The sequence below is a fragment of the Herpetosiphon geysericola genome (genome assembly GCF_001306135.1).
GTDB classification, from domain to species: Bacteria; Chloroflexota; Chloroflexia; order Chloroflexales; family Herpetosiphonaceae; genus Herpetosiphon; species Herpetosiphon geysericola.
This window is the reverse complement of the sequence record NZ_LGKP01000012.1, coordinates 47,891-72,006: the sequence shown is the minus strand read 5'-3', so window position 1 is coordinate 72,006 and position 24,116 is coordinate 47,891. Positions and strand designations below refer to the sequence as shown.

Genomic DNA, 24,116 nt, shown 5'->3' with positions numbered 1-24,116 from the left:
ATAAGGGCTAAATCCATCATAGCCTAGAATAATCGCCCTCGCAATCCTGTTTATTCGCCCGTACTTTGTCCCCTGTAAGTGGGATTTTGGCGCTGCGAATGTTAATAGCTTGTAAGCAGCGCCGCCAGCTTTTCGGTTCTATAATACTCACAGGTTTCTTTTGCAGGAGACAGATGATGACACTTGCAACCAATGTTCATCGGCTGCCCAATGGCTTGACCGTAATTACCCGTGAGGTGCATACTGCGCCAATCGCCACCAACTGGATTTGGTATAAAGTTGGCGGGCGCAACGAGCGGGTGGGGATTTCGGGCATTTCGCACTGGTGCGAGCATATGTTGTTCAAAGGCACGCCCTCAATGCCCAAAGGCGCCTTCGATGCGACAATTGCCCGTAATGGCGGTACCTTTAACGGCTTTACTTGGATCGACTACACCGCCTACTATGAAACGCTGCCAGCCGATCGCCTAAAATTGGGCTTGCAAATCGAAGCTGATCGCATGGTCAATTCATCGTTTGATCCTGATGAGGTCGCTTCTGAACGCACAGTGATTATCTCCGAACGTGAGGGCAACGAAAATAGCCCTAGTTTTTGGCTCGACGAAGAATTACGCTCCACCGCCTTCAAGGTTCACCCCTATCGCAATGGCGTAATCGGCTGGAAGAGCGACCTACGGGCCATGACCCGCGAAGATCTCTACACCCACTACAAGACCTTTTATGCCCCCAATAATGCGGTGCTGGTCGTTGTCGGTGCTTTCAAAACCGACGAAGTGCTCAAGCAAATCGAAGAATTATATGGGCCGATTCCTCAAGGCTTGCCATTACCCGAAGTGCGCGGCGAAGAGCCAGAGCAACAAGGCGAACGGCGGGTCCATGTTTCACGGCCCGGCCCCAACTCAATGATTCAAGTCGCTTTCCATGCACCAGCAGCCACCTCGCCCGATTGGGCCGCATTAACCGTGCTTGATGCAGTGTTGACTGGCGGCAAATCGCCGTCGTTCACTGGTGGCGGCGCCCAAACCAATCGTTCAGCCCGCTTGTATCGAGCCTTGGTCGAGGGCGAATTGGCGACCGGAGCCTATTCGTCGTTTATGGCCACGCTCGATCCCTTTTTATTCGAAGTTGGCGCAACCGTGCGTCCAGATCGCACAGTCGAACAAGTTGAGCAAGCGCTCTACAGCGAAATTGAAAAGCTGCAACAAACGCCAATTAGCACTGAAGAATTGCACAAAATCCAACGCCAAGTACGTGCCCAACAAGCCTATAGCCTCGAACGCATTAGCAATCAGGCGATGGTTTTGGGTATGTGGCAAACCCTCGATAGCTACGAACGCGCCGATAGTTCGTTGGAAGAAATTGCCGCAGTTACTGCTGCCGATGTACAACGGGTTGCCCAAAAATATCTTGCACCGCAAAAGCGCAATGTCGGGATTTTCACCCCAAGTAATAGCAGCGGCGGTGGCCAAATTACCCCGACCGCCCGCACATTTCACCCAGCGCTGAGCTTTTATAATGCCAAAGCCGCTGAAGCCGAAGCAACTGCCGCAACCAATAATGGCTCGCAAGCAACCCGCCATGTGCTGAGCAATGGCATTGTTGTGTTATTGCAGCGCAATCCCAATAGTCCAACCGTGAGCATTCAAGGCGAAATTGCGCTTGGGCAAGTGCACGAGCCAGCAGCATTAAATGGCGTGGCCGTGTTCACCGCCTCGGCGCTCAATCGCGGCACAACCACCCGCAGCTTCCACGATATTACCAACATCACTGAAGATCGCGGCTGCTCAATTGCCGCCAGCGCGGGCCGCCATACCACCTCGTTTGGTGGCAAAGCCTTGAGCGATGATGCACCATTAATTTTGGAATTATTGGCTGATGTGCTGCGCAACCCAACCTTCCCCGAACGCGAAATTGAGCGCTTGCGCACCCAATTTACAACCATGCTGCGCCAAAGCGAGCAAGATACACGGTCGCAAGCAGCCAAAGCCGCCCGCGAACAACTGTATCCAAACGATCATCCGTATTATTTGTCGCCCAATGGCTCGCTCGAAACGGTGCCAGCGATTACAACCGCCGATTTGGCAGCCTTTGCCAAGCGCTATCACCCAGCAGCAACCACAATTGCAATTGTCGGCGATATTGATGAAACGGCGATTTTGGCCGAAGTCGAGCGCTGGTTTGGCGATTGGCAAGGCCACGGCGAGCCGCCAACCACCAATGTGCCCGAAGTAGCCCAACCGCCGAAGGTCTTGCGCCGCGAGATTGTGGTCGAAGGCAAAACCCAATCCGATTTAGTTTGGGCAGTGCCTGGTTTAGCTCGCACCGACCCCGATTTTTACGCCGCCATGATGGCCAATTTGGTGCTTGGCCAATTAGGCTTGATGGGCCGTTTGGGTGAGAATGTGCGCGACAAACAAGGCTTGGCTTATTACGCCACTAGTCGGATCGATGCAGATGTTGGGGCTGGCGCATGGGTTGTTTATGCAGGCATCAACGCCAAAAACGTTGATCGCGCCCTCAACGCCATTCAAGAGGAAGTCGATCGTTTGCTGGCTGAAGGCATTAGCGAACTCGAACGCAGCGATTCGGTTGCCTATCTCACAGGGATGTTGGGCATTAGCCTCGAAGCCAATAGCGGTATCGCCAACATGCTCTTGAATATTGAGCGCTTCAAGCTTGGGCTGGATTATGTTCAACGCTATCCCGAGATCATCGGCTCAGTCACGCTTGAGCAAATCCACGCCGCTGCCAAACGCTTGCTTTCCGCCGATCGCTATGTGATTGGCGTAGCTGGCCCAGCTGCCTAGAATCGACGAGGCAGCTTTCAGGGGTCAGGGTTGAGAGAACTATTCATCAATTGGTATCAAGGGAAACGCAAGAGTTTGATCGCTCTGCGTTTCCCGCCTTGAGGCGGGACGGAAGGGTGGTGATGATCAATGCCTGTTAAAGCACAGATTAAAGCCCCAGACATTTCCCACCAACGGAGCGCTGAAAAGTTGGTGAATCTCGATTCGACCAAATTCTCAGCTGCCATCGATTACAGATTAAGCCACGCACTAGGCTTAAATTTTGCTGGTTGCAACCTCGATCGCTGCTGCAAGATCAGTCCACAGATCTTCTCCATCCTCAATCCCAACACTCAAACGCAATAACGATGGCGGCAGATGCTCCTGCCCAGGAATTGCCGCGCGCCGTTCCATCGTCGATTCAACCGCCCCAAGGCTAGTTGCATGCTGAATTAATTGCACATGCTGACAAACCGCATCAGCAACCTCAGCTCCGCCCACGAGATCAAATGAAATAATCGTGCCAAAGCCTTTAAGCACCCGTTGCGCCGTCGCATGAGTTGGATGCGAGGCCAAGCCAGGATAGCGCACGCGCATCACATGTGGATGCGCTTCAAGCCGCTCGGCTAGTAGCATTGCACTTTGTTGCGCCCGCTGAAGCCGCACTGCCAATGTCCGCGCACCACGCACCGCGAGATAAGCCTCAAGCGTCCCGGGTGTGGCTCCAGTTAGTTCACGCGATTTCTTAATCGCATGCCAGAAGCCAAGATCGTTGGTTGTCGCAACGCCCGCCAACAAATCTGAGTGCCCGCCAATAAATTTGGTTGCTGATTGCAAGGCCACAGTTGCCCCAAATTTGAGCGGCTGTTGGTTGAGCGGAGTCGCAAAAGTATTGTCGACCGCAACAATCGCGCTTGCTTTGCGCGGCGCTGCACAAATAACCGCTAAATCGGCAACTGTCAGCAATGGATTTGATGGCGATTCTAGCCAAATCAAATCGGCAGTAGCACAAGCAGCAACCCATGCAGCAGTATCATCAACTCCAATACGCTGCAACGTCCAACGTCCGCGCTCAGCTCCAGCTATGGCCAACCCTGCAACTCCTTGATAACAATCATCGGGCAGCACCACCAGCGCGCCAACCGCCAGCTGATCAAACACTGCCGCAATCGCCGCCATGCCTGAGGCAAACGCCAGCGCTTTACCGCCTTCTAAGCCACCAACCAGCGCTTCAAGTGCCTCCCACGTTGGCGTGCCATCATCGCGCGAATATTCACGGCCACTGCCAATCAGAAAGTTCGAGGCCGGCACCAGCGGCACATTCAGTGGATCACCTGGCTGCGAACCACGACCCGCTGAAACTAACCACGATTCCGGTTTGATGTCTGATGAATGGGTCATAGCGATCTCCCAAATAACAAGCAATTCGCTCCGAAGCTCGTGGTTGATCATAGCAAATTATGGCTGGCGATTCAAAATACTGCTCGCCTAATCAGTTGACAAGCATAAAATCTATATTACTATTAGATATATCACGGAAGGATATATTATGGAATATGTAATTCTCGGCTTATTACTGCTCAAGCCGCGCAGCAGCTACGACATTAAGAAAATTCTGGAGGAAACGATCTCGCTGTTTTATAGCGCTAGTTTTGGCAGCATCAACAGTGCGCTTGAAAAACTCATCGCTAAGCAAGCAATTACGGTGGAAGAACAGATTGAGGCTGGTCGATTTAAAAAAATCTACAGCCTCACACCTGTAGGAAAAATTGCCTTCGAGCAATGGCTGGCAAGTACTATTCCTCAAGAGAAGGTCAAAGAACCAGCCTTAACCCGCTTGTTTTTTATGGGCTTTCTCACGCCAAATGAGCGGCTTAGGCTGGTGCGCGAGCATCTCACGAGTCTACAAATAGTGCATGCCCAGCTCAATAGCTTGCTACGCGAGCGCGAACAAACCAATGTTGACCCACACCAACAAGCAATCGCCGATTTTCAATGGCTTACCTTGGAATATGGCGTAGCCTACTACAATTTCAGCATCAACTGGTATCAACAATTATTAACCAAGCTTGAGGAAACGAGCCATGAATGATGCGCTAAACGCCAAAATAATGCCATTGCACAACTTCAAGCTGCATTACTACACCTTGGGCAATCCCAGCAACCCAAGTTTGGTGTTGATTCATCCAGCGTTTGGTGATCATCAATGTTTTGTTCAGCAGATTGAAATGTTTGCCAAATATTATTATGTTATCTTACTCGATCTACCTGGCCATGGCCGTTCGCAACCAAGCCAAAGCTTGATTGGGATCGAGCGTACCCCAGAATATGTGGCGGCAATTTTGCAAGCAGAAAACCAGCCACAAGCGCATGTGTTGGGAGTTTCGCTTGGCTCCCTCATCGCGCAAGAATTTGGCTATCGCTACCCTGCTTTGGTCAAAAGCCTAATTGTGGTTGGTGGCTATAGCATTTTTGGCGATCAACGAGCGATTATGCGGGCGCAACGCAAAGAAATGCTGAAATGGATTTTCTTAGTGATATTCTCGATGGAGCGTTTTCGGCGCTATGTTGCCCGAACCAGCGTGTTGTATCCAGCAGGCCAAAGCTTATTTTATCAACGCATGCAGCATTTTTCACGCTCATCGTTTCGATTAATGAGCAAACTTAATCAACTGATGCACCCAAACCAAACAGCACCCAAGCACCCATTATTGATTCTGGTTGGCGAGCATGATCAGGCGGTTATTGTGCAAGCAGGTCGCGAATGGCAGCAGCGTCAGCCAAGCGCAGCGCACCAGTTGTTGCCAAATGCTGGCCATTGCGCCAACATGGATAATCCAGAATTATTCAATCAACTGGTGCTCGATTTTCTGCACCAAGCCCAATAAGCTTGTAACAGCTACGTAACAACGTGGCCTTATGCTCAGCTTAGGTTAATAAGCTTGAAGCAAATGAGGCTACGATGCAAACATTAATCTGGTGGATGTATTGGCCAAGCTGTTGGGTTGGCATTATCGCGAGTGCTTGGTATCTACCCAATCGCTGGCGCTACGGCGCAAGTTGGAGCATCTTGGGGGCTGGCGCAGCGTTCAGTTTATGCTTGGCAGCAGATTTGGCCGCATGGCAACGGCTAATAACCAGCACTGTTGGATTAATTTTATTGCTCAAAGCGACGGTGCTTTTACAGCTCCCCCGCCAAGAATTGCGGCGCTATTCGCGCTTGGGTTTGGGCTTGTTTATGACGATCTGGCCGGGCATGAATCCAGCGCCATTTCGCCAACGCCGCCAGCTTCAGCGCGAGCTTGGGCCAACGATTATTCAAGGTTGGGTTGGGGTGATGGCTGGGAGTTGCGGCTTGGTGCTCAGCGCCTATCTTTCGCCATGGCTTGGCCAAGAATTAGCAAGTTGGGTGTTCATCCTCAGTATTTTGGGGCTTGGGCATTTTGGCCTTGCCCATTGGTTAAATGCCAGCTTATGGTATTGGGGCTGGTCAGTTGCCGCATTATTTCGTCAGCCATTGCGCAGCCGCTCGTTGCGCGATTTCTGGAGCGTGCGCTGGAATACGGCCTTTGTAGAAATGAACAAACACCTTTTTTTGCGCCCGCTCGCGCGCTTTGGCGCAACAAGTATGTTGCTTAGCATGTTTCTGCTCTCGGGGATTTTCCACGAATTTGGTTTGAGCTATCCGGCCCAAGCTGGTTGGGGCCAACCGCTAGCTTATTTTGGCCTGCACGCTGGGCTAATGTTGCTTGAACGTAGGTTTAATTTGGCCCAACGCTGGCCAGCATGGTGCTTACGCATTTGGACATGGCTGGCGATTCTTGGGCCGTTGCCATGGCTGTTTCATAACCAATTTCGCCAAGCGCTGATTGTTCCAGCGCTGAATTGGGGCCAGCAACTTTTGCATAGCCAAACGCTTGATTGGTATTTGGGCTGGGGCCTTAGTTTGGCAGCAGTAGCCCATGGCGTAATTTTGATCGCGAGTTTTCAAGTGCCCAAACGGCTCAATTGGCACAGCGATCTTGCGCAATTAACCCCATTCAATCGCAAAATTATGTGGACGTATGGTGGCTTTATTGTGCTTTGCATCGTGATGTTTGGCTGCTTATTGGCCTGGCTCAAAACCGATATTTTACAAGGCCAAGCAGCGGCCTTAGGCCTGGTCGCATTCAACGGGCTTTTTTGGACAGCAAGAATTGTGGTCGATTTTAGCTATTTCAAACATAGCGATTGGCCAGCAGGCTTGCTGTTTATCATCGGTCATTGTTGCCTTAGCAGCACCTTTCTGGCAATCGTGATCGTCGATTGGGCGGTAATTGCTTGGCATGTATTAGGCTAATCCAGAATGCGGGTGCGGCAACGTCCCTCGGCTACTTGCTTGCCCACGGCAAATAGATCTGGGTTCGATGGTTAATTGGCTGGGTCGGCTCAAAGGTTGCAGTTGGCAGCTCGGTCGGCGTATGTGTTGGAATGGTAGTAATCGTTGCCGTTGCTGGATTCGTTATGATTGCAGTTGGCACGTCTGTCGCCGTTGGCAATTCAGTTGGCATCGCCGTCGCAGTATTGGTTGGCGTATTCGTCGGTATTTCGCTTGACGTGGCGGTTGGCGTGTTGGTCGGTAGCACAGTTGGCATCGCCGTCGCAGTATTGGTTGGCGTATTTGTCGGTATTTCGCTTGGCGTAGCCGTCGCAGTATTCGTCGGTAGCGCGGTTGGCGTAGCCGTACTCGTCGGCGTGTTAGTTGCGGTTGCCGTATTAGTTGGCGTATTGGTCGCAGTATTGGTTGGCGTATTCGTCGGTATTTCGGTTGGGGTGGCTGTTGCAGGCGCTTGGGTAGCAGCTCCAGGATTATAGACCTCAAAAATACGCGATTGACTGCTCGTAGCTTGGGTTCCACCAGCAGGCACATAGATCCGTCCGCCAACCAACATTGGGGCATGACCTTGGCGCGCTGTAGGCATGGCGGCCACGCTGCGCCAGGTTTTGGTTACAGGATTATACACATCAACTCTATCGCTGACGCTTGCTTGATCGGCGCCGCCCAGCAGATAAAATTCGCCTTTGTACCAAATTGCTTGGCCCAAATCAGCTCGCGCTTGCGGCAACGGCGGAATTGTCTGGTCGCTGGCGCTGCTCGTCCAGGTTTGGCTAAGTGGATCATAGATTTGCACATCGGCGCTGGCCGCCCCAGTTGTGCCACTGGCGCGCCCACCAAACAAATAGAAATAGCGTCCATCAGTGCCGCCAGCAGCGCCATTGCGGGCCAAGGGCATGGTTGGCAACGAAGTCCAGGTATTGGTTGCTGGATCGTACACTGCATGATAATTTGAGGTATTGCCACTCACGATCCCACCAGCAACATAAATTTTTTCATCAATTAATGCAGAACTAGCAGCCATTGTGGCAAATGGGATGGCCGCGCCTTGCGACCAAGTATTGCTCGCAGGTTGATAGATTTGGACTTTGCCAGCGCTTGTGCCTGCGCCGCCAAACAAATAGAGCCGTTGATTCCAAACTTGGGCGCTGTGGCTATGGCTTTTATACGGGCGCTGGGCCAAACCAGCGTTCCACGAGTTTGCCCCAAGATCGAAGGCCGCCGTGGCCCCGTTGCTCTCGCCAACCAAATACATTTTATTGCCAATAATCCCGCCAGAAGCCTCGCCCAGCGAGATTGGCAAGGTTCGAGCTAATTCCCAATGATCTTCAAGCTGGCCAATCCACATTTCTGGGTTGGGTACGTAGCCGCCTGTTGTGACCAAAATTTTATTGCCATAGGCTGCGCCAACCGGAGTTTTGCGCACCCCGGGAATCGAGGTTAATTTCATCCAAACATTGTCATTGGGATCATAGAGCATCACATCGGCAGAAGCTAAGCCGTAATCGCCGCCATTGACTGAGCCGCCAACGACCATAATTCGGCCATCAACTTCAAACACCGATGAGGTGATATGGCCACGGCCTTTGGGCAAATCGGCCACCCGCGTCCAGCTATCGCTAACGGGATCATAGCGATCAACTTCAACTTGGCTACTCGTCGATTCAGCGGCTAAATATTGGCCGCCAATCGCATATACAGAGCCATTCAGCGTCGCCGCGCCAAGGTGATTGCGAGCGTTGGGCATGGGTGCTGCTGTGCGCCAAACTTGGCTATCCAAATTAAGCACAAAATGCTGGTCGCTATCCCATTCTTCGAGCTGGCGATCGCGGCGATGTGCACCACCAAAAAAGTGAATCTCGCGGCCCAACTTGGTTGCGCCAGCTGCGCCCCGATCTTCTGGCAAATCTGGGCCACGGCTCCATGCATTGGTAATGGTGTTGTAAACCCAGACATGCTGCGTGCTGCCGCCTGGCGAATCGCCAATATAGCCACCAAGCACATAAATCAAATCCCCATCGGCAACGACAGGCGCATGGGTGATCGCTTCAGGAATATTGGCACAGATGCGCCATTGATTGGTGCTGATATTGTAGGCAAAAACCGTATCTGTTGCTTGCACTTGGTTGGTATAAAACCCGCCAATCACATACAAGCTATCGCCCACAATTGCCCCGCCAGCCTCAAAACGAGCCAAGGGAATCGGCTGAAACGTATCCCAATTAAACATATTTGTGCTGGCAGCAACCCGAGCGTGCGAAACATGCGCAGGAATTTGGGCTTGAATCGGTTTTAAAGAGCTAAGCCCAAACAAACCCAGCATGCTGAATAGCAGCAACCAACGAACCGAGATCAAGCGCATAACATCCCTAAAGCAGCGCCAATTAAGCACAATGCTGTTAATCGGCAAACTGGATATAGCCAAAACGTCTGGTGCAAGCTATTATACAAAGCAGGTCAAGCCAAAAACTCCTTAATTTCATAATCATTCATAGTGCTGCAACAACTATGAACTTGTTGGCGTCCAATCGAGGCCAAAACCATAGGAGGAAGTTATGCAACCATACACCGATCACGATACCGAACGCGCACGCCAAATCGAGGCTGCTCAAGCTCAATATCCAATCTATCAAACCAATCAACCAGCACCAAGCAACAAACTTTTAGATCAACTGACTACGCAGCGCGATTCACGCGGGATAGCCGCAATTGGCTTGATTGTGTTTGGGGTGTTATGGTTTTTAGCTCGTTTAATGGGCGGTGCCGACTTTGGGATCGATACCGACGCATTCATTCCAGCCATGATCTTATTTACGATTGCCAGCTGTTTCTTCTTCTTTGCCTTTGCTAAACGCCTATTTGGGCTTTTCATTCCTGCGGCAATTCTGACTGGACTTGCAGTTGGGATTCCCTTTGCCAACCTCACCAATGGCTTGTCGGTTGTCTGGGGCTTAGCCTTGGGCTTCGGGTCAATTGGCCTGCTTGGTAAGCCACTCTTCCGCACCAACGGCTTTTGGGGCTTTATTCCGGCCTCGATTTTGTTTGTTGTTGGTACGATCATCGCGATTGCCACCTTGCCAGGTTTACTAAGTCTTGGTATGGTATGGGTGCCGATCGTGCTAATCGGGGCAGGTCTCTACCTTGGGTGGGGCCGCAGCCGGATCTAGTCATACTCGGCAGTATTGAACAACCACGGAGCCAATTCCTCGGCTCCGTGGTTTTTTTGTTGGCCTTAAGCCTGCTATAGAGGCCCACCAGCTAACTTAATGGAGTTCGATTCGATGCAACAATCACCAACCAACGATACGTGGCAAGCAGATGTTTCCGAAACTGCAATCGGCGGTTTGCGCGCAATCCTGATTTCTACCGCTGCCACTGCTTGCTTGATTGCCATTTTTTGGTGGCTTTCTGGCTTTATTAATAGTGACATTAATCAATTTGATCTTAATGGCTTGGCTGGTGGGTTTTGGTTGCGCAGCCACGCACCATATCTCACGCCAATATTTTATCTGGCAACTTGGATTGGCACGCTCTATGGTTTAAGTTTCCAAACTCTGCTCGTTGGTTATTGGCTGTGTCGGCGCAAGCCAACAGCATGGCGCAGCCGCCTAAGCTTAATTGTTTTAGCCCTGCTTGGTGCAGCAATTTGGATGACGGTGCTCAAACAGGGCTTCGAGCGGCCACGGCCCAGCATCTTCGAGCCAGCCTACCAGATTAGCACCTATAGCTTTCCCAGTGGCCATGCTATGGCAGCAGCAGCATGGTACGGCAGTTTGGCGATTGTCCTCAGCTATGGCCAGCGCCCACAACGGCGCTGGGGCCTTATTAGTGGCTTGGCTGTAATGGCAGTGCTCATTGGCATCTCACGGGTGGTTTTTGCTGTGCATTATCCTACCGATATTAGCGCTGGCTGGATTGGCGGGATCGCATGGTTGGCATGTTTGCGTACCTTCTGGCATGGCATTAGTTGGCAGCGACAGCGCCGCCGAGCCAATTAACTTAACAATTGCTTGGCCACAATATAGCCAGAACCACCATTAATTCCATGGCCCGGCCAGGTTGCAGCCCCAAGCATAAAAATATTGGGTACCAAGGTTTGGTGGCTTGGTTGGGCTGGCATTGGCCGCAACAGATAGCTTTGCGCCAGATCATGCGCACCGCCATAGGGATCGCCAGGCCCAAGATTGGGGCTAAATTGGGCCAAATTGGTTGGCGTAATCACGTTCATGCCCAAAACACTCGCTGGAATATTCGGAATATGCCGTTCAACGATTGCCAAAATGCGTTCAACAAAGCGCTTAGTTAAATCACCAGTCCATGTGCCATCGCCAACCGAAATCTGGCCAGCAGCATCGCCAAGCGGACGACATGGCACTTCGAGCACTTGCACCCGCATAATCGCCTTACCTGCTGGCGCCCGGCTTGGGTCGAGGTTGGTTGGGCAATCCACAGTAAACGTTGGATTACTCGGCAACAAGCCAGCCATTGCTTGGGCAACTGCCAAGGTGCATTGATTCAAGCCATCGGTTAAATGCGGCTGACCAATTCGATTGAAACGGGCATCAGGCCAGCGTGGCGGCTCGCTGAGCGCCAAATGAATTTGCACGCAACCGCGCCCATAACGATAATTGGTTGCTTGCTGAATCACATGATCCGGCTGCGGCGTATCTGCTAACAAACGCAAATAGAGCTGATCAGGATTGACCGACGCAATCACATGCTCGCGCACCTTGAAGGCCTCGCCGGTATTGGTATGGACTTCGCTGGCCTTGCCATTAGCCAGCACAATTCTGGTTGCTGCGGTTTGCGTGCGAATCACCCCGCCATGGTCGCTAATTAAACGGCCCAAAGCCACAGCTAATTGCTCACTCCCACCCTCAGGCGTGGCCATGCCCGCGCCCATCGTCGCCAACACAATCAGATATACCCATAAACCACTGCCAATTTCATCAGGATTACGGCCAAGATGCATGACCCATGGCGCAAGCATGGCCTGCATCACTGGCGATTGAAATGGGCTGACCACATGGCGCGCTGTTTCAAACAGCAACTTACTAAATGGCGAGTACCCTGCTTCGCTATGCAGCAAGCGTTGAATAATCGTTTGCGCCGTGGGCGATTGCAAATCCAGCGCAAACAAGCGAAATACATCCTCAACATAGGGGTTGAATGAACCAAGCATTTGGCCAAAGATTGCGCCATCGCCCGCTGCTAAGCGCTCAGCCTCGGCCAAAATAGCCTCAAATGCTTGAGGTAAAATCGCGGTTCTGCCATCGCTAAACGATACGCCAGTTGGAATATCGGTGTTGATGTAGCGCAACCCACGGGCAGTTAACTCAGCGCCAAGCTCAGCATAGGCTTGGCTGGTCGTAAAAAGCGGGTGCGCCGAGGAATAGACATCGTGCTCGAAGCCAGGCAAGGTTAATTCTTCTGTCCGAACCAGCCCGCCAATCCGATCGTTATTTTCGAGCACCAACACCGATTTGCCTGCCCGCGCCAAGTAGGCTGCTGCAACTAAGGCATTGTGTCCACTGCCAATCACCACACTATCGTAGCTATCCATAACACTCCTTTCACACGCCGATAGAGCAAAAGGTAGCTCTAGCTAGCTATTCAAACAGCAATTTCAAGTCATCTTTGGTTAAAACCCTTGCATGAATATATCTTAACGTGTTTTAATTACTTTCAGTGGAATAAGTATTGGTCTTTTGATCAAAGGAGCGCCAACGATGTTCTTAAATGGACGCTTTTCTGTTCGTGGTGGATCACGCTTGGCCTTATTGGCCTGTTTGCTGCTCAGCCCAATGCTGTTTTTGAGCAAGCCCCAAAGCACATTTGCCGCAACCAACCTAGCGTTGGGCAAAACCGCGCTTGCTTCAAGTAACGAAAATGCCGATTTTAGGGCTGCGTTGGCACTCGACGGCAACCTGAATACTCGGTGGAGCAGCAGCTTTGCCGATGGTCAATGGTTGCGGGTTGATCTTGGCAGCGTGCAAAGCTTCAATCGAATTGTTTTGCGTTGGGAAGCAGCCTACGCCAGCAGCTACCGCATTCAAACCTCCAACGATGCCAGCACTTGGACGACCATCCAAACCATCAGCAATAGCGATGGCAATCTTGACGATTTGAGCATCAGTGGCACAGGTCGTTATCTACGAATCGAAAGCATCACTCGTGCTACTCAATATGGCATTTCGTTGTTTGAGGTTGAGGTTTATAGTGGCAGCATTCAACCAACGGTTCAGCCAACCGCCCAACCAACCACAATTCCAAATAGCTGCCCAACTTCAAGCAACATTGCCTTGAACAAACCAGCCTATGCTTGGTTTTATGAATCGAAAACTTCAACTCCAGCCCAAGCGGTTGATGGCAATGCCACGACCACACGCTGGAGCCATCTCTGGTATCCAAGTGGCCCAGTTAATGCTTGGTTGTATGTTGATTTAGGTTCAACCAATGCCACAATCAATCGCGTGCGCATCTTGTGGGAAGCAGCTTTCGCCGCCGATTATCAAATTCAAATCTCGAATGATCGCAGCAATTGGACGACGCTACGCAGCGTGGTTGGCAATACCCAAACTAACAACGACTACAATTTAACCCCGGTTACTGGGCGCTATTTACGCATCAATATGACCAAAAAAGCTACCGAGTATGGCTATTCGATCTGGGAATTGGAAGTCTACGGCTGTAATGCTGGCAATCCTAGCTACGATCCAGCCCCAGCGCCGTTGACTGGGAGCTATAGTCGGGTTTGGGTCGAAAATTTCGATGGCAATAGCTTGAACATGAGCAATTGGGCCTACGATAACGATGTGCATGTCAATGGCGAGCAGCAACAATATACCAGCAACAACGTCGCGGTTAGCGGCGGTACGCTGAAAATCACTGCCCGCAAAGAAACCGCCAATGGCTATCCCTTCACCTCAGGCCGAATTTTCGGCTTAGGCCGCCAAAGTTTCTTATATGGCAAGATGATTGCGCGTATGAAAATGCCAGTTGGCGAAGGCTACTGGCCAGCTTTCTGGATGATGGGCGCAAATATTAATCAAGTTGGCTGGCCTGGCAACGGCGAGCTTGATATTATGGAAAATATTGGCTATGGCAATTGGACATCAGGCGCATTGCATGGCCCAGGCTACTGGGGCGCTGGCTCGGCTGGCGGCTTAGTCAATTTGCCAGCAGGCCAAACCACTGGCGATTGGCATACCTACGCCGTCGAATGGGACCCAACCTTTATCAAATGGTTCGTCGACGATCGTGAAATTCTGAGCTTTACTCGGGCCCAAATCATTGCCGATTATGGTCAATGGACGTATGACAATCCCAAATTCTTCATCTTGAACTTGGCTTTGGGCGGCGAATATCCCGCTGGCTACAATGGCTGTACTGGCAATCCATTACCAGCAGGCTGTGCCTACTTCGGGGTCAAACAATCAACCGTCGATAGTATTGTGGCGGGCAATGGCTTGCTCGAAGTTGATTATGTCGAAGTTTGGCAAAAACCAGCTTTAGCAGCCCAATACTTGCCACTTGCCCAACAATCCAAATAGCATTAACCTCAATCAGCAACCAGACGGATATTGAATGGTATTCGTCTGGTTATCATTTAACCAGCGCATTCGCTGTAAGGAGCCAAGCTATGCCAGCAGTCATCAATCTGCTTGAGAAATTCGGTCACTTCAACGATTATTGGAATCCACGGGTAATTGGCGAGCTTAACGGTCAACAAGTTAAATTGGCAAAACTTCAAGGCGCATTCGAGTGGCATCATCACGAGCATGAAGATGAATTATTTTTCGTGGTGCAAGGCCGCTTGCGCATGCAACTGCGTGATGGCGACCAAGTGCTGAATCAAGGCGAGATGTTGATTGTGCCCCGTGGAGTAGAGCATTGTCCAGTAGCAGAAACCGAGGAAGTTTGGTTGATGATGTTCGAGCCAGCGACCACGCTCAACACTGGCAATTTGAATAATGAGCGCACTCGTAGCCAACTCGAACAGCTTTAGCCAAGATTTACAAGCAAGCCTCTCATAGTTTTGATCCTATGAGAGGCTAATGATCAATTAAACCGTGCCGCGCACGTAGGCCTGGCCAATTGTAAACGTCATAATCACAAACAAAAACGAGCCAACGGTGACCGCTGCTGCAAAGCGAGTTTTGATTTGCGGGCGGGCAATTGGAATCCAATAAAACAGCGAACAAAAGAAAAGTGGCGCTAGTCCACCGACATAATGAATATATAGCTGCACCACACCAAGCCCTTGATCAAGCAACTTAATCCCCAACAGCGCTTGAATCATAATCACCAGTTGCATGCTAATAATCGCCACATTCGCCCAGCGATTAAGCTCCTTACCTTTCCAAGCCAACCAACAGGTATAACCCATCGCCAAAAGGCTAACTATGATCACAAGCGACCCCATATGCATGTGAATAGTCGGCGAAAGGAACATGCGATCGATCACAAAGACCTCCTAAATAGATTCTGAGAACCATGCTCACCGCATCTCGAACTGTATCATAAAAATCTCGCTTAATAAAAAGCCGCCCTGTTTGTTGAACAAACAGGGCGGCTGAGCTTGCGCAGATTTATTCGCCTCTCATTGCGATTGGCAAGAAAATCTTGAATTGGGTTGGGACGTTCGTACTGGTCGCGGTTGGCACATTGGTTGCCGTTGCCGTTGCCGTTGGCACGTTCGTACTGGTCGCCGTTGGCACATTGGTTGCCGTTGCCGTTACAATTGCCGTTGCCGTTGCCGTCGGTACGTTAGTTGCCGTTGCGGTCGCAATCGACGTTGCGGTCGCAGTTGCAATCGCTGTGGCTGTTGCGGTTACGGTCGGGACCTCAGTCGCCGTCGCGGTTGGGACCTCAGTCGCCGTTGCCGTTGGGACCTCAGTCGCCGTTGCCGTTGGGACCTCAGTCGCGGTCGCCGTTGGCACATCGGTTGCTGTTGCGGTTGGAACCTCCGTTGCCGTTGGGACGTCAGTCGCCGTCGCCGTTGGAACCTCAGTCGCGGTTGCGGTTGGAACCTCAGTCGCCGTCGCCGTTGGAACCTCAGTCGCGGTTGCGGTTGGAACCTCCGTTGCCGTCGCCGTTGGAACGTCAGTCGCCGTCGCCGTTGGGACGTCAGTCGCCGTCGCCGTTGGCACATCGGTTGCTGTTGCCGTTGGCACCTCAGTAGCAGTTGCCGTTGGCACCTCGGTTGCCGTCGCCGTTGGAACCTCGGTTGCCGTCGCCGTTGGAACCTCGGTTGCCGTCGCCGTTGGAACCTCAGTAGCAGTTGCCGTTGGCACCTCGGTTGCCGTTGCCGTTGGAACCTCAGTTGCCGTTGCGGTTGGAACCTCAGTCGCGGTCGCCGTTGGAACCTCGGTCGCCGTCGCCGTTGGCACCTCAGTAGCAGTTGCCGTTGGCACCTCGGTTGCCGTTGCCGTTGGAACCTCAGTTGCCGTTGCGGTTGGAACCTCAGTCGCGGTCGCCGTTGGAACCTCGGTCGCGGTCGCCGTTGGCACCTCGGTTGCTGTTGGGACTGGTGTATTGGTTGCTACAGGTGCATCAAAGACTATTGGACTAGTACCATTGGCAAATTCTGTTGCATTGTCATAACTGTCATTATCAGGATTGCCAGCTGCACCATCATCACCAGTGCTGCTCAATGGATCAAGCCCATAACTTACTTCCCAGCCATCGGGCAAGCCATCGTTATCGCTGTCGCTATCGTTTGGATTCGTGTTATTAGCATATTCAGCTGCGTTATTCAAACCATCATTGTCAGGATTGCCAGCTGCACCATCATCACCAGTGCTGCTCAATGGATCAAGCCCATTATCAACTTCCCAACCATCAGGCAAGCTATCGTTATCGCTGTCGCTATCGTTTGGATTAGTACCAGCGCTGGCCTCAGCGCCATCATTCAAGCCATCGTTATCGGTATCGTTATCATTTGGGTTGGTGCCATTTTGATATTCTTGCAGGTTATTCGAGCCATCAGCATCGGGATCTCCTGCTGCCCCATCATCACCAACCCCACTCAATGGATCAAGATTGTTGTTGACCTCCCAGCCATCGGGCAAGCTATCATTATCGCTATCGCTGTCGTTTGGATCAGTACCAGCCAAAGCTTCAGCGCCATCATTCAATCCATCGTCGTCACTGTCATTGTCATTAGGATTGCTGCCATTTTGATATTCTTGCAAGTTGCTTGAGCCATCAGCATCAGGGTCGCCTGTTGCGCCGTCATCGCCCATGCTGCTCAATGGATCAAGGCTGTTATCAACTTCCCAGCCATCGGGCAAGCCATCGCCATCGCTATCAGCATTATTTGGGTTTGTCCCCAGGCTAGATTCTTCACCATCCGTCAAGCCATCGTTATCACTGTCATTGTCATTTGGATTCGTGTTGTTGGCATATTCGGCAGCGTTATTCGAGCCATCAGCATCGGGGTCGCCTGCTGCGCCATCATCGCCAGTACCACTCAATGGATCAAGCCCATTAGCGGCTTCCCAACCATCAGGCAAGCTATCGTTGTCACTATCACTGTCGTTTGGATTGGTGCCTGCTGCGACCTCATCACCATCGTTCAAGTTATCGCCATCGCTATCAGCAACCTGGGGATTGGTATTATTGACAAATTCAGCGCCATTATCTAAGCCATCGTTATCAGGGTCACCAGCAGCATCATTAGGATTCAATGGATTCAAGCCATTATTCAATTCCCAGCCGTCAGGCAAACCGTCATTATCGCTGTCGCTATCATTTGGATCAGTACCAGCCACAGCTTCAGCGCCATCATTCAGGCCATCATTATCGCTATCGTTATCATTTGGGTTGGTGCCATTTTGATATTCTTGCAGGTTATTCGAGCCATCAGCATCGGGGTCGCCTGCTGCACCATTTGCACCAGTGCCGCTCAAGGGATCAAGCCCATTATCGACTTCCCAGCCATCTGGCAAACCATCGCCATCACTATCAGCATTATTGGGATTCGTCCCCAATGTGGCTTCTTCACCGTCAGTCAAGCCATCGTTATCGCTGTCATTATCATTTGGGTTGGTGCCGTTTTGATATTCTTGCAGGTTATTCGAGCCATCAGCATCGGGGTCGCCTGCTGCACCTTGGGTGCCAGTTGGGTTCAATGGATTCAGGCTGTTGTTGACTTCCCAGCCATCGGGCAAACCATCGCCATCACTATCAGCATTATTCGGGTTGGTTCCTAAGGCAGCCTCAGCGCCATCATTCAAGCCATCGTTATCGCTGTCATTATCATTTGGATGGGTGCCTGCTGCATATTCGGCTGCATTATTCGAGCCATCAGCATCGGGATCGCCGGTTGCGCCATTGTTTCCCGTGCTGCTCAATGGATTCAAGCCATGGTTGACTTCCCAGCCATCGGGCAAGCTATCACCATCGCTATCGGCATTATTTGGGTTGGTGCCAGCACTAACTTCTTCACCATCAGTCAAGCCATCGTTATCGCTGTCATTATCATTTGGGTTAGTTCCATTTTGATATTCTTGCAAGTTGCTTGAACCATCAGTATCAGGGTCACCAGCTGCACCATTCGCGCCAGTTGCACTCAATGGATTGAGGGTGTTTGCAACTTCCCAGCCATCGGGCAAACCATCGCCATCACTATCAGCATTATTGGGATTCGTGCCCAAAGTCGCTTCTTGACCATCAGTCAAGCCATCGTTGTCGCTGTCATTATCATTCGGATTGGTACCATTTTGATATTCTTGGAGGTTGGTCGAGCCATCGCTATCTGGGTCGCCTGCTGCACCTTGGGTGCCAGTTGCATTCAATGGATTGAGGCTGTTGGTTACTTCCCAACCATCAGGCAAGCCATCGCTATCACTATCAGCATTATTGGGATTCGTGCCAATTGCTGCTTCAGCACTATCATTTAACCCATCGCCATCAGTATCGGCATTTTGGGGATTGGTACCATTTTGATATTCTTGCAGATTGCTTGAACCATCAGCATCAGGGTCACCAGCTGCGCCATTCGCGCCAGTTGCACTCAATGGATTCAAGCTGTAGGTCACTTCCCAACCATCGGGCAAGCCATCACTATCACTATCAGGATTGTTCGGATTGGTGCCGGCGGTCGTTTCAGCACCGTCATTCAAACCATCGCCATCAGTATCAGCATTCTTAGGGTTGGTCGATTTTTGATACTCTTGCAAGTTGGTCGAGCCATCGCTATCTGGATCGCCAGCTGCGCCATTTGCGCCAGTTGCATCGTTTGGATTTAGCGTATAGCCGACTTCCCAACCATCGGGCAACCCATCACCATCACTATCAGGATTATTCGGGTTAGTCCCATTGACGATTTCCTGGCCATCATTCAAGCCATCGTCGTCACTATCAGGATCGAGGGGGTTAGTGCCGTTGGTAATTTCATCGGTGTCATTCACCCCATCGTTGTCGCTATCGGGGCGGAATGATTTTGCCTCAACTGCATCAATTTGATATGCAGTTAACAGTGAGGTAAAGCGGACATAGCGGTAAGGGGTAGGCTTATTTGCATAGGTTACGGTAGTTGAATAAATCGAACCAATTGATAAACCAATCAGGCTTAATGGAGCCGTAGCAATTACTTGACGGCTACCATTGAGAAACTGAATATTTGGCGTGACTTGTACGCCAAGCCCAGCATAATAGACCACAAGGTCGCCAGTGCCTTCTTCGTTTAAGCCCATATCGAGGGTCAAATTTAAGCCAAGCGCACCAATCACAGTTGTTGTAGTACCATTTGGTGCACCAACCGCATTATTACCATTAACAATCACCCCACTGGTGCTTGAATCAACAGCATTAGCGTAAGGGGTCTCTCCAGCAGCTGCCGCAGAGCGTGCCATACCAAGATTAAGCACGACGATTAAGGCCAGTAAAAGCCGCCCATAATTGCGCTGAGACCGGAAGAAATTCATACGATTGCTCCTCTGAAATGGCTACATGTCGCGTTCAAGAATGCTGAAGTAATGAGTGATTTGGGCTAACAGCTGCATCACAGTGGTTAATCGCTGCATTCGATAAAAATCAATCGTACCGATTAGGTAATGCAGCACAATAAACTGGAACACTCACACATCAAAGCTACAAATATCAATCATATAGACCACAAGACACTGCATCAAATCATGGATGTCAGCATATCCATCACAAGCTTGTTATTGATCAACTTTGATCGACGACCGGCAGAAAATGCAGCTACATCCTATATCATGCTGATTCAAATTTCGGCAATCTTTAGTCCTATATGCTTGAATTACCATGGTAATACAGGGGATGGGCTAGTACCACTTCTTGCTTAACCGTTATCACCCTAAACGGTGGTTTATACCGCCAAGGGGTGATATACTTTTTTATGGCTCAATTGCCCAAAATAGGGCTTCACAAATCAAAACTATTAATGTATTTTTAGAATTATCAATAAGGGTTTTGCGAACCTTGAGGAATCGGTCTCAATAATGAGCATGCAGATGCGCAAACGCATCAAGCAAGATCAATTCAAGCACGAAGGGACAATGTATGTCACAGAAACACCGTTCGTTTCGCACTAGACTGGCAATGCTTAGTGGCCTCGTAGCGCTGGTTCTAGCCAGTCAGCCTGCAAGCACCAAGCCCACTGCCGCCGCCGCAGCCTGTGAGGTCACGTATACAATTTCTAATCAATGGGAGACTGGCTTTACCGCCAATGTAAGCGTTAAGAATATTGGAATCGGTCTCAATAGTTGGCAACTAAGCTGGGGGTTTGCTGGCAATCAGACAATTACGAATCTCTGGAATGGTACACTTAGCCAAACTGGGCCTAATGTAAGCGTGGCGAATTCAGCATGGGCCGCTAGTTTGCCAAGCAATGGTACCGCTAGCTTTGGCTTCCAAGCGAGTTATAGTGGTACTAATGCAGTGCCAACGGCGTTTAAGCTCAATGGAGTCAATTGTGGCGACGATCAGCCCAATCCAACCGTAACCAATACGCTTGTTCCAACCACACGGCCAGCAACGAGCACGCCAACAACCCCACCAAATACCACAATTCCCACATTAACTAGTACTCCGCGCCCAACCAACATTGCAACAGCCACTAGCACACCTCGCCCAATCAACACGGCGATTCCAACCAACATTGCAACGGCTACCAGCACGCCAATTGGCAATAACAATACTGACGATTGGTTGCATACCAATGGCAATCAAATTGTTGATAGTGCAGGCCGCCCTGTTTGGCTAACAGGAGTTAATTGGTTTGGATTTAACGCAACTGAACGAGTTTTTCATGGTTTGTGGTCGGCAAACTTAACTACAATGCTGCAAAGCATCGCCCAGCGTGGCTTGAATATTATTCGGGTGCCAATCTCGACCGAATTAATTTTGGAGTGGAAGGCTGGGGTTTTCAAAGCACCTAATGTCAATACTTATGCCAACCCCGAGTTAGAAGGCTTGAATTCACTGCAAATTTTCGATCGTTTTGTGCTGCTTTCAAAGCAATTTGGCATCAAAGTGATGATCGATGTGCACAGTGCCGAGGCTGATAACGCTGGCCATTATGCCCCATTGTGGTACAAAGGCTCAATCACCAGCGAACAGTTTTATCAGGCCTGGGAATGGATTACCGATCGTTACAAAAACGATGATACGGTTATCGCAATGGATATTAAAAATGAGCCACATGGCACAGCTCACGATAATCAAATCAGCGGCCAATTTGCCAAATGGGATAATTCCACCGACCTCAATAATTGGAAATATGTCTGCGAAACTGCCAGCAAACGGATTCTGGCAATTAATCCCAATGTGTTGGTCTTGTGCGAGGGCAACGAGGTTTACCCCAAAGCAGGAGCCAATTACAGCTCAAATAATAAAAACGATTACTATTTCACTTGGTGGGGCGGTAATTTACGCGGTGTGCGCGATTATCCAGTCAATCTCGGAGCTAACCAAGATCAATTGGTCTATTCGCCGCACGATTATGGCCCGTTGGTGTTCAATCAATCGTGGTTCTACCCTGGCTTCACCAAAGAAACGCTTTACAACGATGTTTGGCAACCCAACTGGTTCTTTATTCATGAAGAGAATATTGCGCCTTTGTTTATTGGCGAATGGGGTGGCTTTTTGGATGGCGGTGCCAATGAACAATGGATGAAAGCTCTGCGCGATTTGATCAAAGAGCACTATTTACACCATACCTTCTGGGTGCTCAACCCCAATTCTGGCGATACTGGTGGCCTTTTGGGCTACGATTGGGCCACGTGGGATGAGGCCAAATATGCCTTGCTCAAGCCAGCATTATGGGCTGATCGCAATGGTAAATTCGTCAGCCTCGATCATCAAATTCCGCTTGGTGGCGCCGCAACTGGCACAACGATCACCACCTATTATCAACAAGCAAATCCAGCCCCAACCAACCCCTAAGTAATCGTTTAAATAGCAAAAGGCCTTGACGATAGAGCATGTCAAGGCCTTTTATACTATGTCAATAAAAAGCTAGCAACAATCGCAGCAAGCGTCTGAGCAGCAGGTTGCTTGTTCTTCTGCTGAGCAGCAGTCGTTGTTCGATTGGGTGGGTTCGTTCGTTGCCATGAGTGGCCTCCTGTAAATAAATAGTGTTGCAGCATGTGCTTTGCATACTTCACATGCGTTGTATTATTAAAGACGGCCAATTAGCAAAAGGACGCAGCTTAAACGAGTTGAATTGGTTGAGGCTGTGGATAACAACCCAAAACATGGCCATCTGCATCGCGCTCGACGGCACAACATTGCTCAAACAGCAGGCGTAATTTCTGGCGCGCGCGCTGAACACGAGATTTTGTGCCCGAAAACGACAAGCCCAATTCGCTGCTCAAGGCCTGTTGGCTCATTCCTTCAAAGGCTGTACGCTGCAAAACTAAGCGATCTTGGGCAGGCAAACGGGCCAGCATGTGCTGCATACACTGATCAAAACCAGCTAAAATCGGCGGTGCTGATTGCGCTTCAGCTGCCACGTTTTCATCAAGCTCGCTGGTTTCGCGGCGGCTACGATAGCGATCGATAAGTTTGCGGCGGGCAATTTGCCACAACCAAGCCCGGCTCCGCTCAGGGTCGTGGAGTTGCTCGCGTTTAAGATAGGCAGCCAGAAAAATATCTTGCACCAAATCTTCAACCCCAGTGGAATCAGCCAAACGTGCAGCTAAAAATCGGCGTAATGGCTCGGCTAAGTTCAACCAAAGCTGGTTCAAATCAAACTGATTCATTGCCACACCACCCAGCAAAATACCCAATTACTAGTGTTTGATTATGCATTGCTTATACCTCGAATAAAATTTATTATTGTCGAATTGAAAATTTTCAATATCTAGCTGAAACAACAATCCACCAACCACCAAAAATAATAATGGATTGAATTTTTTCGATGGGACAATGATCGAAGTTCGTTAGCCTAGAGCTAGGCTTAGCTTAGCATAGAGATTGAAAAAAATCAATATAGAAATTGCACCTACCTGCTGATTGCTTCGTACTATTGCCTTGGATATAATAAAAACACCAAATCAGGAGAGAAGCAATGAAATTCTATCTTTCACTTAATTCGCTGCCAGAGCTTGACGGCTACGCTAAACCGCAAAAACGCCTTCTGTGGAAACAAGCACTAAAAGCAAATCGTAAAAATAAACAGGTTTGGCTTGGCTACGCTATACTCTATCTTGGGGTCATTACTGCGATACTTCTTTTTCCAAAGCTCGATAGTCTTTGGATGGGAATGCTGATGGGTGCAATCACGGGAGGAATTATCGGCTTAATCAGTAATTCGATTATTATTGCTGCGCTGCGGCCAACTTTAGCCCACTATCGCCGTGAACGTGAGCAAGTACAAAATCAGCATGATGATGATTATTTTGTACCTCATGCTTTTTAATTCCTATAGTTCAAATAATTTAGGATGTCATCGATGAAAATCTACTTTTTAACGACCTCAA

General features: G+C 50.2%; 16 protein-coding genes. 10 read left to right on the top strand and 6 right to left on the bottom strand.

The genetic code is table 11. The features are described from left to right. Positions 1-173: 173 nt before the first annotated feature. Positions 174-2,807, top strand: a complete 2,634-nt coding sequence (locus tag SE18_RS26685; protein ID WP_160319475.1) for a M16 family metallopeptidase — start codon at positions 174-176, stop codon at positions 2,805-2,807. Between the two features lie 255 nt (positions 2,808-3,062). Here the strand turns inward: SE18_RS26685 and SE18_RS06605 are convergent, their stop codons facing one another. Continuing rightward, on the bottom strand, positions 3,063-4,187 hold the full coding sequence (locus SE18_RS06605) for a trans-sulfuration enzyme family protein (protein WP_054533847.1): 1,125 nt from the start codon (positions 4,185-4,187) through the stop codon (positions 3,063-3,065). Positions 4,188-4,335: 148 nt separating this feature from the next. On the opposite strand from SE18_RS06605, the gene SE18_RS06600 reads away from it, so the two are divergent. The 3 genes from SE18_RS06600 (at position 4,336) to SE18_RS06590 (ending at position 7,125) form a co-directional block, all read left to right on the top strand. After that, on the top strand, positions 4,336-4,878 hold the full coding sequence (locus tag SE18_RS06600; protein WP_054533644.1) for a PadR family transcriptional regulator: 543 nt from the start codon (positions 4,336-4,338) through the stop codon (positions 4,876-4,878). Further along, the gene (locus SE18_RS06595) at positions 4,871-5,674 is read left to right on the top strand and encodes an alpha/beta fold hydrolase (RefSeq protein ID WP_054533643.1); all 804 of its coding nucleotides are present in this window, start codon (positions 4,871-4,873) and stop codon (positions 5,672-5,674) included. Before SE18_RS06600 ends, SE18_RS06595 begins: the two co-directional genes overlap by 8 nt. A gap of 74 nt (positions 5,675-5,748) precedes the next feature. Then, the gene (locus SE18_RS06590; RefSeq protein WP_054533642.1) at positions 5,749-7,125 is read left to right on the top strand and encodes an MBOAT family protein; all 1,377 of its coding nucleotides are present in this window, start codon (positions 5,749-5,751) and stop codon (positions 7,123-7,125) included. 31 nt (positions 7,126-7,156) lie between these two features. On the opposite strand, the gene SE18_RS06585 is transcribed toward SE18_RS06590, so the two are convergent. Then, positions 7,157-9,523, bottom strand: coding sequence for a Kelch repeat-containing protein (locus SE18_RS06585; protein ID WP_054533641.1), 2,367 nt, complete (start codon positions 9,521-9,523; stop codon positions 7,157-7,159). Between the two features lie 193 nt (positions 9,524-9,716). On the opposite strand from SE18_RS06585, the gene SE18_RS06580 reads away from it, so the two are divergent. Beyond that, the gene (locus SE18_RS06580) at positions 9,717-10,328 is read left to right on the top strand and encodes a hypothetical protein (RefSeq protein WP_054533640.1); all 612 of its coding nucleotides are present in this window, start codon (positions 9,717-9,719) and stop codon (positions 10,326-10,328) included. 114 nt (positions 10,329-10,442) lie between these two features. Further along, entirely contained in the window at positions 10,443-11,159 is a 717-nt protein-coding gene (locus tag SE18_RS06575; protein WP_054533639.1) for a phosphatase PAP2 family protein, read from the top strand. Here the strand turns inward: SE18_RS06575 and SE18_RS06570 are convergent. After that, a complete protein-coding gene (locus tag SE18_RS06570; protein ID WP_054533638.1) occupies positions 11,156-12,724 on the bottom strand; it encodes a phytoene desaturase family protein in 1,569 nt (522 codons plus the stop codon). The two genes, SE18_RS06575 and SE18_RS06570, sit on opposite strands and share 4 nt — an antisense overlap. Positions 12,725-12,890: 166 nt before the next feature. Between SE18_RS06570 and SE18_RS06565 the strand changes: the two genes are divergently transcribed. Beyond that, positions 12,891-14,714: a discoidin domain-containing protein gene (locus SE18_RS06565; RefSeq protein ID WP_054533637.1), complete on the top strand. Its 1,824-nt coding sequence runs from the start codon at positions 12,891-12,893 to the stop codon at positions 14,712-14,714. A gap of 89 nt (positions 14,715-14,803) precedes the next feature. Further along, entirely contained in the window at positions 14,804-15,169 is a 366-nt protein-coding gene (locus tag SE18_RS06560; RefSeq protein WP_054533636.1) for a cupin domain-containing protein, read from the top strand. Between the two features lie 57 nt (positions 15,170-15,226). Here SE18_RS06560 and SE18_RS06555 read toward each other — a convergent pair whose 3' ends face one another. Together SE18_RS06555 and SE18_RS06550 are read right to left on the bottom strand one after the other, a co-directional pair. Next, entirely contained in the window at positions 15,227-15,574 is a 348-nt protein-coding gene (locus tag SE18_RS06555; RefSeq protein WP_152976566.1) for a hypothetical protein, read from the bottom strand. A 178-nt stretch (positions 15,575-15,752) separates the two neighbouring features. After that, a complete protein-coding gene (locus tag SE18_RS06550; RefSeq protein ID WP_054533634.1) occupies positions 15,753-20,093 on the bottom strand; it encodes a hypothetical protein in 4,341 nt (1,446 codons plus the stop codon). A gap of 601 nt (positions 20,094-20,694) precedes the next feature. On the opposite strand from SE18_RS06550, the gene SE18_RS06545 reads away from it, so the two are divergent. Next, entirely contained in the window at positions 20,695-22,578 is a 1,884-nt protein-coding gene (locus tag SE18_RS06545) for a cellulase family glycosylhydrolase (protein WP_054533633.1), read from the top strand. Between the two features lie 266 nt (positions 22,579-22,844). Here SE18_RS06545 and SE18_RS06540 read toward each other — a convergent pair whose 3' ends face one another. Continuing rightward, positions 22,845-23,396, bottom strand: coding sequence for a sigma-70 family RNA polymerase sigma factor (locus SE18_RS06540; protein ID WP_054533632.1), 552 nt, complete (start codon positions 23,394-23,396; stop codon positions 22,845-22,847). A 308-nt stretch (positions 23,397-23,704) separates the two neighbouring features. Between SE18_RS06540 and SE18_RS06535 the strand changes: the two genes are divergently transcribed. Then, on the top strand, positions 23,705-24,055 hold the full coding sequence (locus tag SE18_RS06535; protein WP_054533631.1) for a hypothetical protein: 351 nt from the start codon (positions 23,705-23,707) through the stop codon (positions 24,053-24,055). Positions 24,056-24,116 lie beyond the last annotated feature (61 nt).

What these genes read in the sequence shown, in the direction of transcription:
- SE18_RS26685 (WP_160319475.1), top strand. Translation starts at nt 174, where the DNA reads ATGATGACACTTGCAACCAATGTTCATCGGCTGCCCAATGGCTTGACC.
- SE18_RS06605 (WP_054533847.1), bottom strand. Translation starts at nt 4,187, where the DNA reads ATGACCCATTCATCAGACATCAAACCGGAATCGTGGTTAGTTTCAGCG.
- SE18_RS06600 (WP_054533644.1), top strand. Translation starts at nt 4,336, where the DNA reads ATGGAATATGTAATTCTCGGCTTATTACTGCTCAAGCCGCGCAGCAGC.
- SE18_RS06595 (WP_054533643.1), top strand. Translation starts at nt 4,871, where the DNA reads ATGAATGATGCGCTAAACGCCAAAATAATGCCATTGCACAACTTCAAG.
- SE18_RS06590 (WP_054533642.1), top strand. Translation starts at nt 5,749, where the DNA reads ATGCAAACATTAATCTGGTGGATGTATTGGCCAAGCTGTTGGGTTGGC.
- SE18_RS06585 (WP_054533641.1), bottom strand. Translation starts at nt 9,523, where the DNA reads ATGCGCTTGATCTCGGTTCGTTGGTTGCTGCTATTCAGCATGCTGGGT.
- SE18_RS06580 (WP_054533640.1), top strand. Translation starts at nt 9,717, where the DNA reads ATGCAACCATACACCGATCACGATACCGAACGCGCACGCCAAATCGAG.
- SE18_RS06575 (WP_054533639.1), top strand. Translation starts at nt 10,443, where the DNA reads ATGCAACAATCACCAACCAACGATACGTGGCAAGCAGATGTTTCCGAA.
- SE18_RS06570 (WP_054533638.1), bottom strand. Translation starts at nt 12,724, where the DNA reads ATGGATAGCTACGATAGTGTGGTGATTGGCAGTGGACACAATGCCTTA.
- SE18_RS06565 (WP_054533637.1), top strand. Translation starts at nt 12,891, where the DNA reads ATGTTCTTAAATGGACGCTTTTCTGTTCGTGGTGGATCACGCTTGGCC.
- SE18_RS06560 (WP_054533636.1), top strand. Translation starts at nt 14,804, where the DNA reads ATGCCAGCAGTCATCAATCTGCTTGAGAAATTCGGTCACTTCAACGAT.
- SE18_RS06550 (WP_054533634.1), bottom strand. Translation starts at nt 20,093, where the DNA reads ATGAATTTCTTCCGGTCTCAGCGCAATTATGGGCGGCTTTTACTGGCC.
- SE18_RS06545 (WP_054533633.1), top strand. Translation starts at nt 20,695, where the DNA reads ATGTCACAGAAACACCGTTCGTTTCGCACTAGACTGGCAATGCTTAGT.
- SE18_RS06540 (WP_054533632.1), bottom strand. Translation starts at nt 23,396, where the DNA reads ATGAATCAGTTTGATTTGAACCAGCTTTGGTTGAACTTAGCCGAGCCA.
- SE18_RS06535 (WP_054533631.1), top strand. Translation starts at nt 23,705, where the DNA reads ATGAAATTCTATCTTTCACTTAATTCGCTGCCAGAGCTTGACGGCTAC.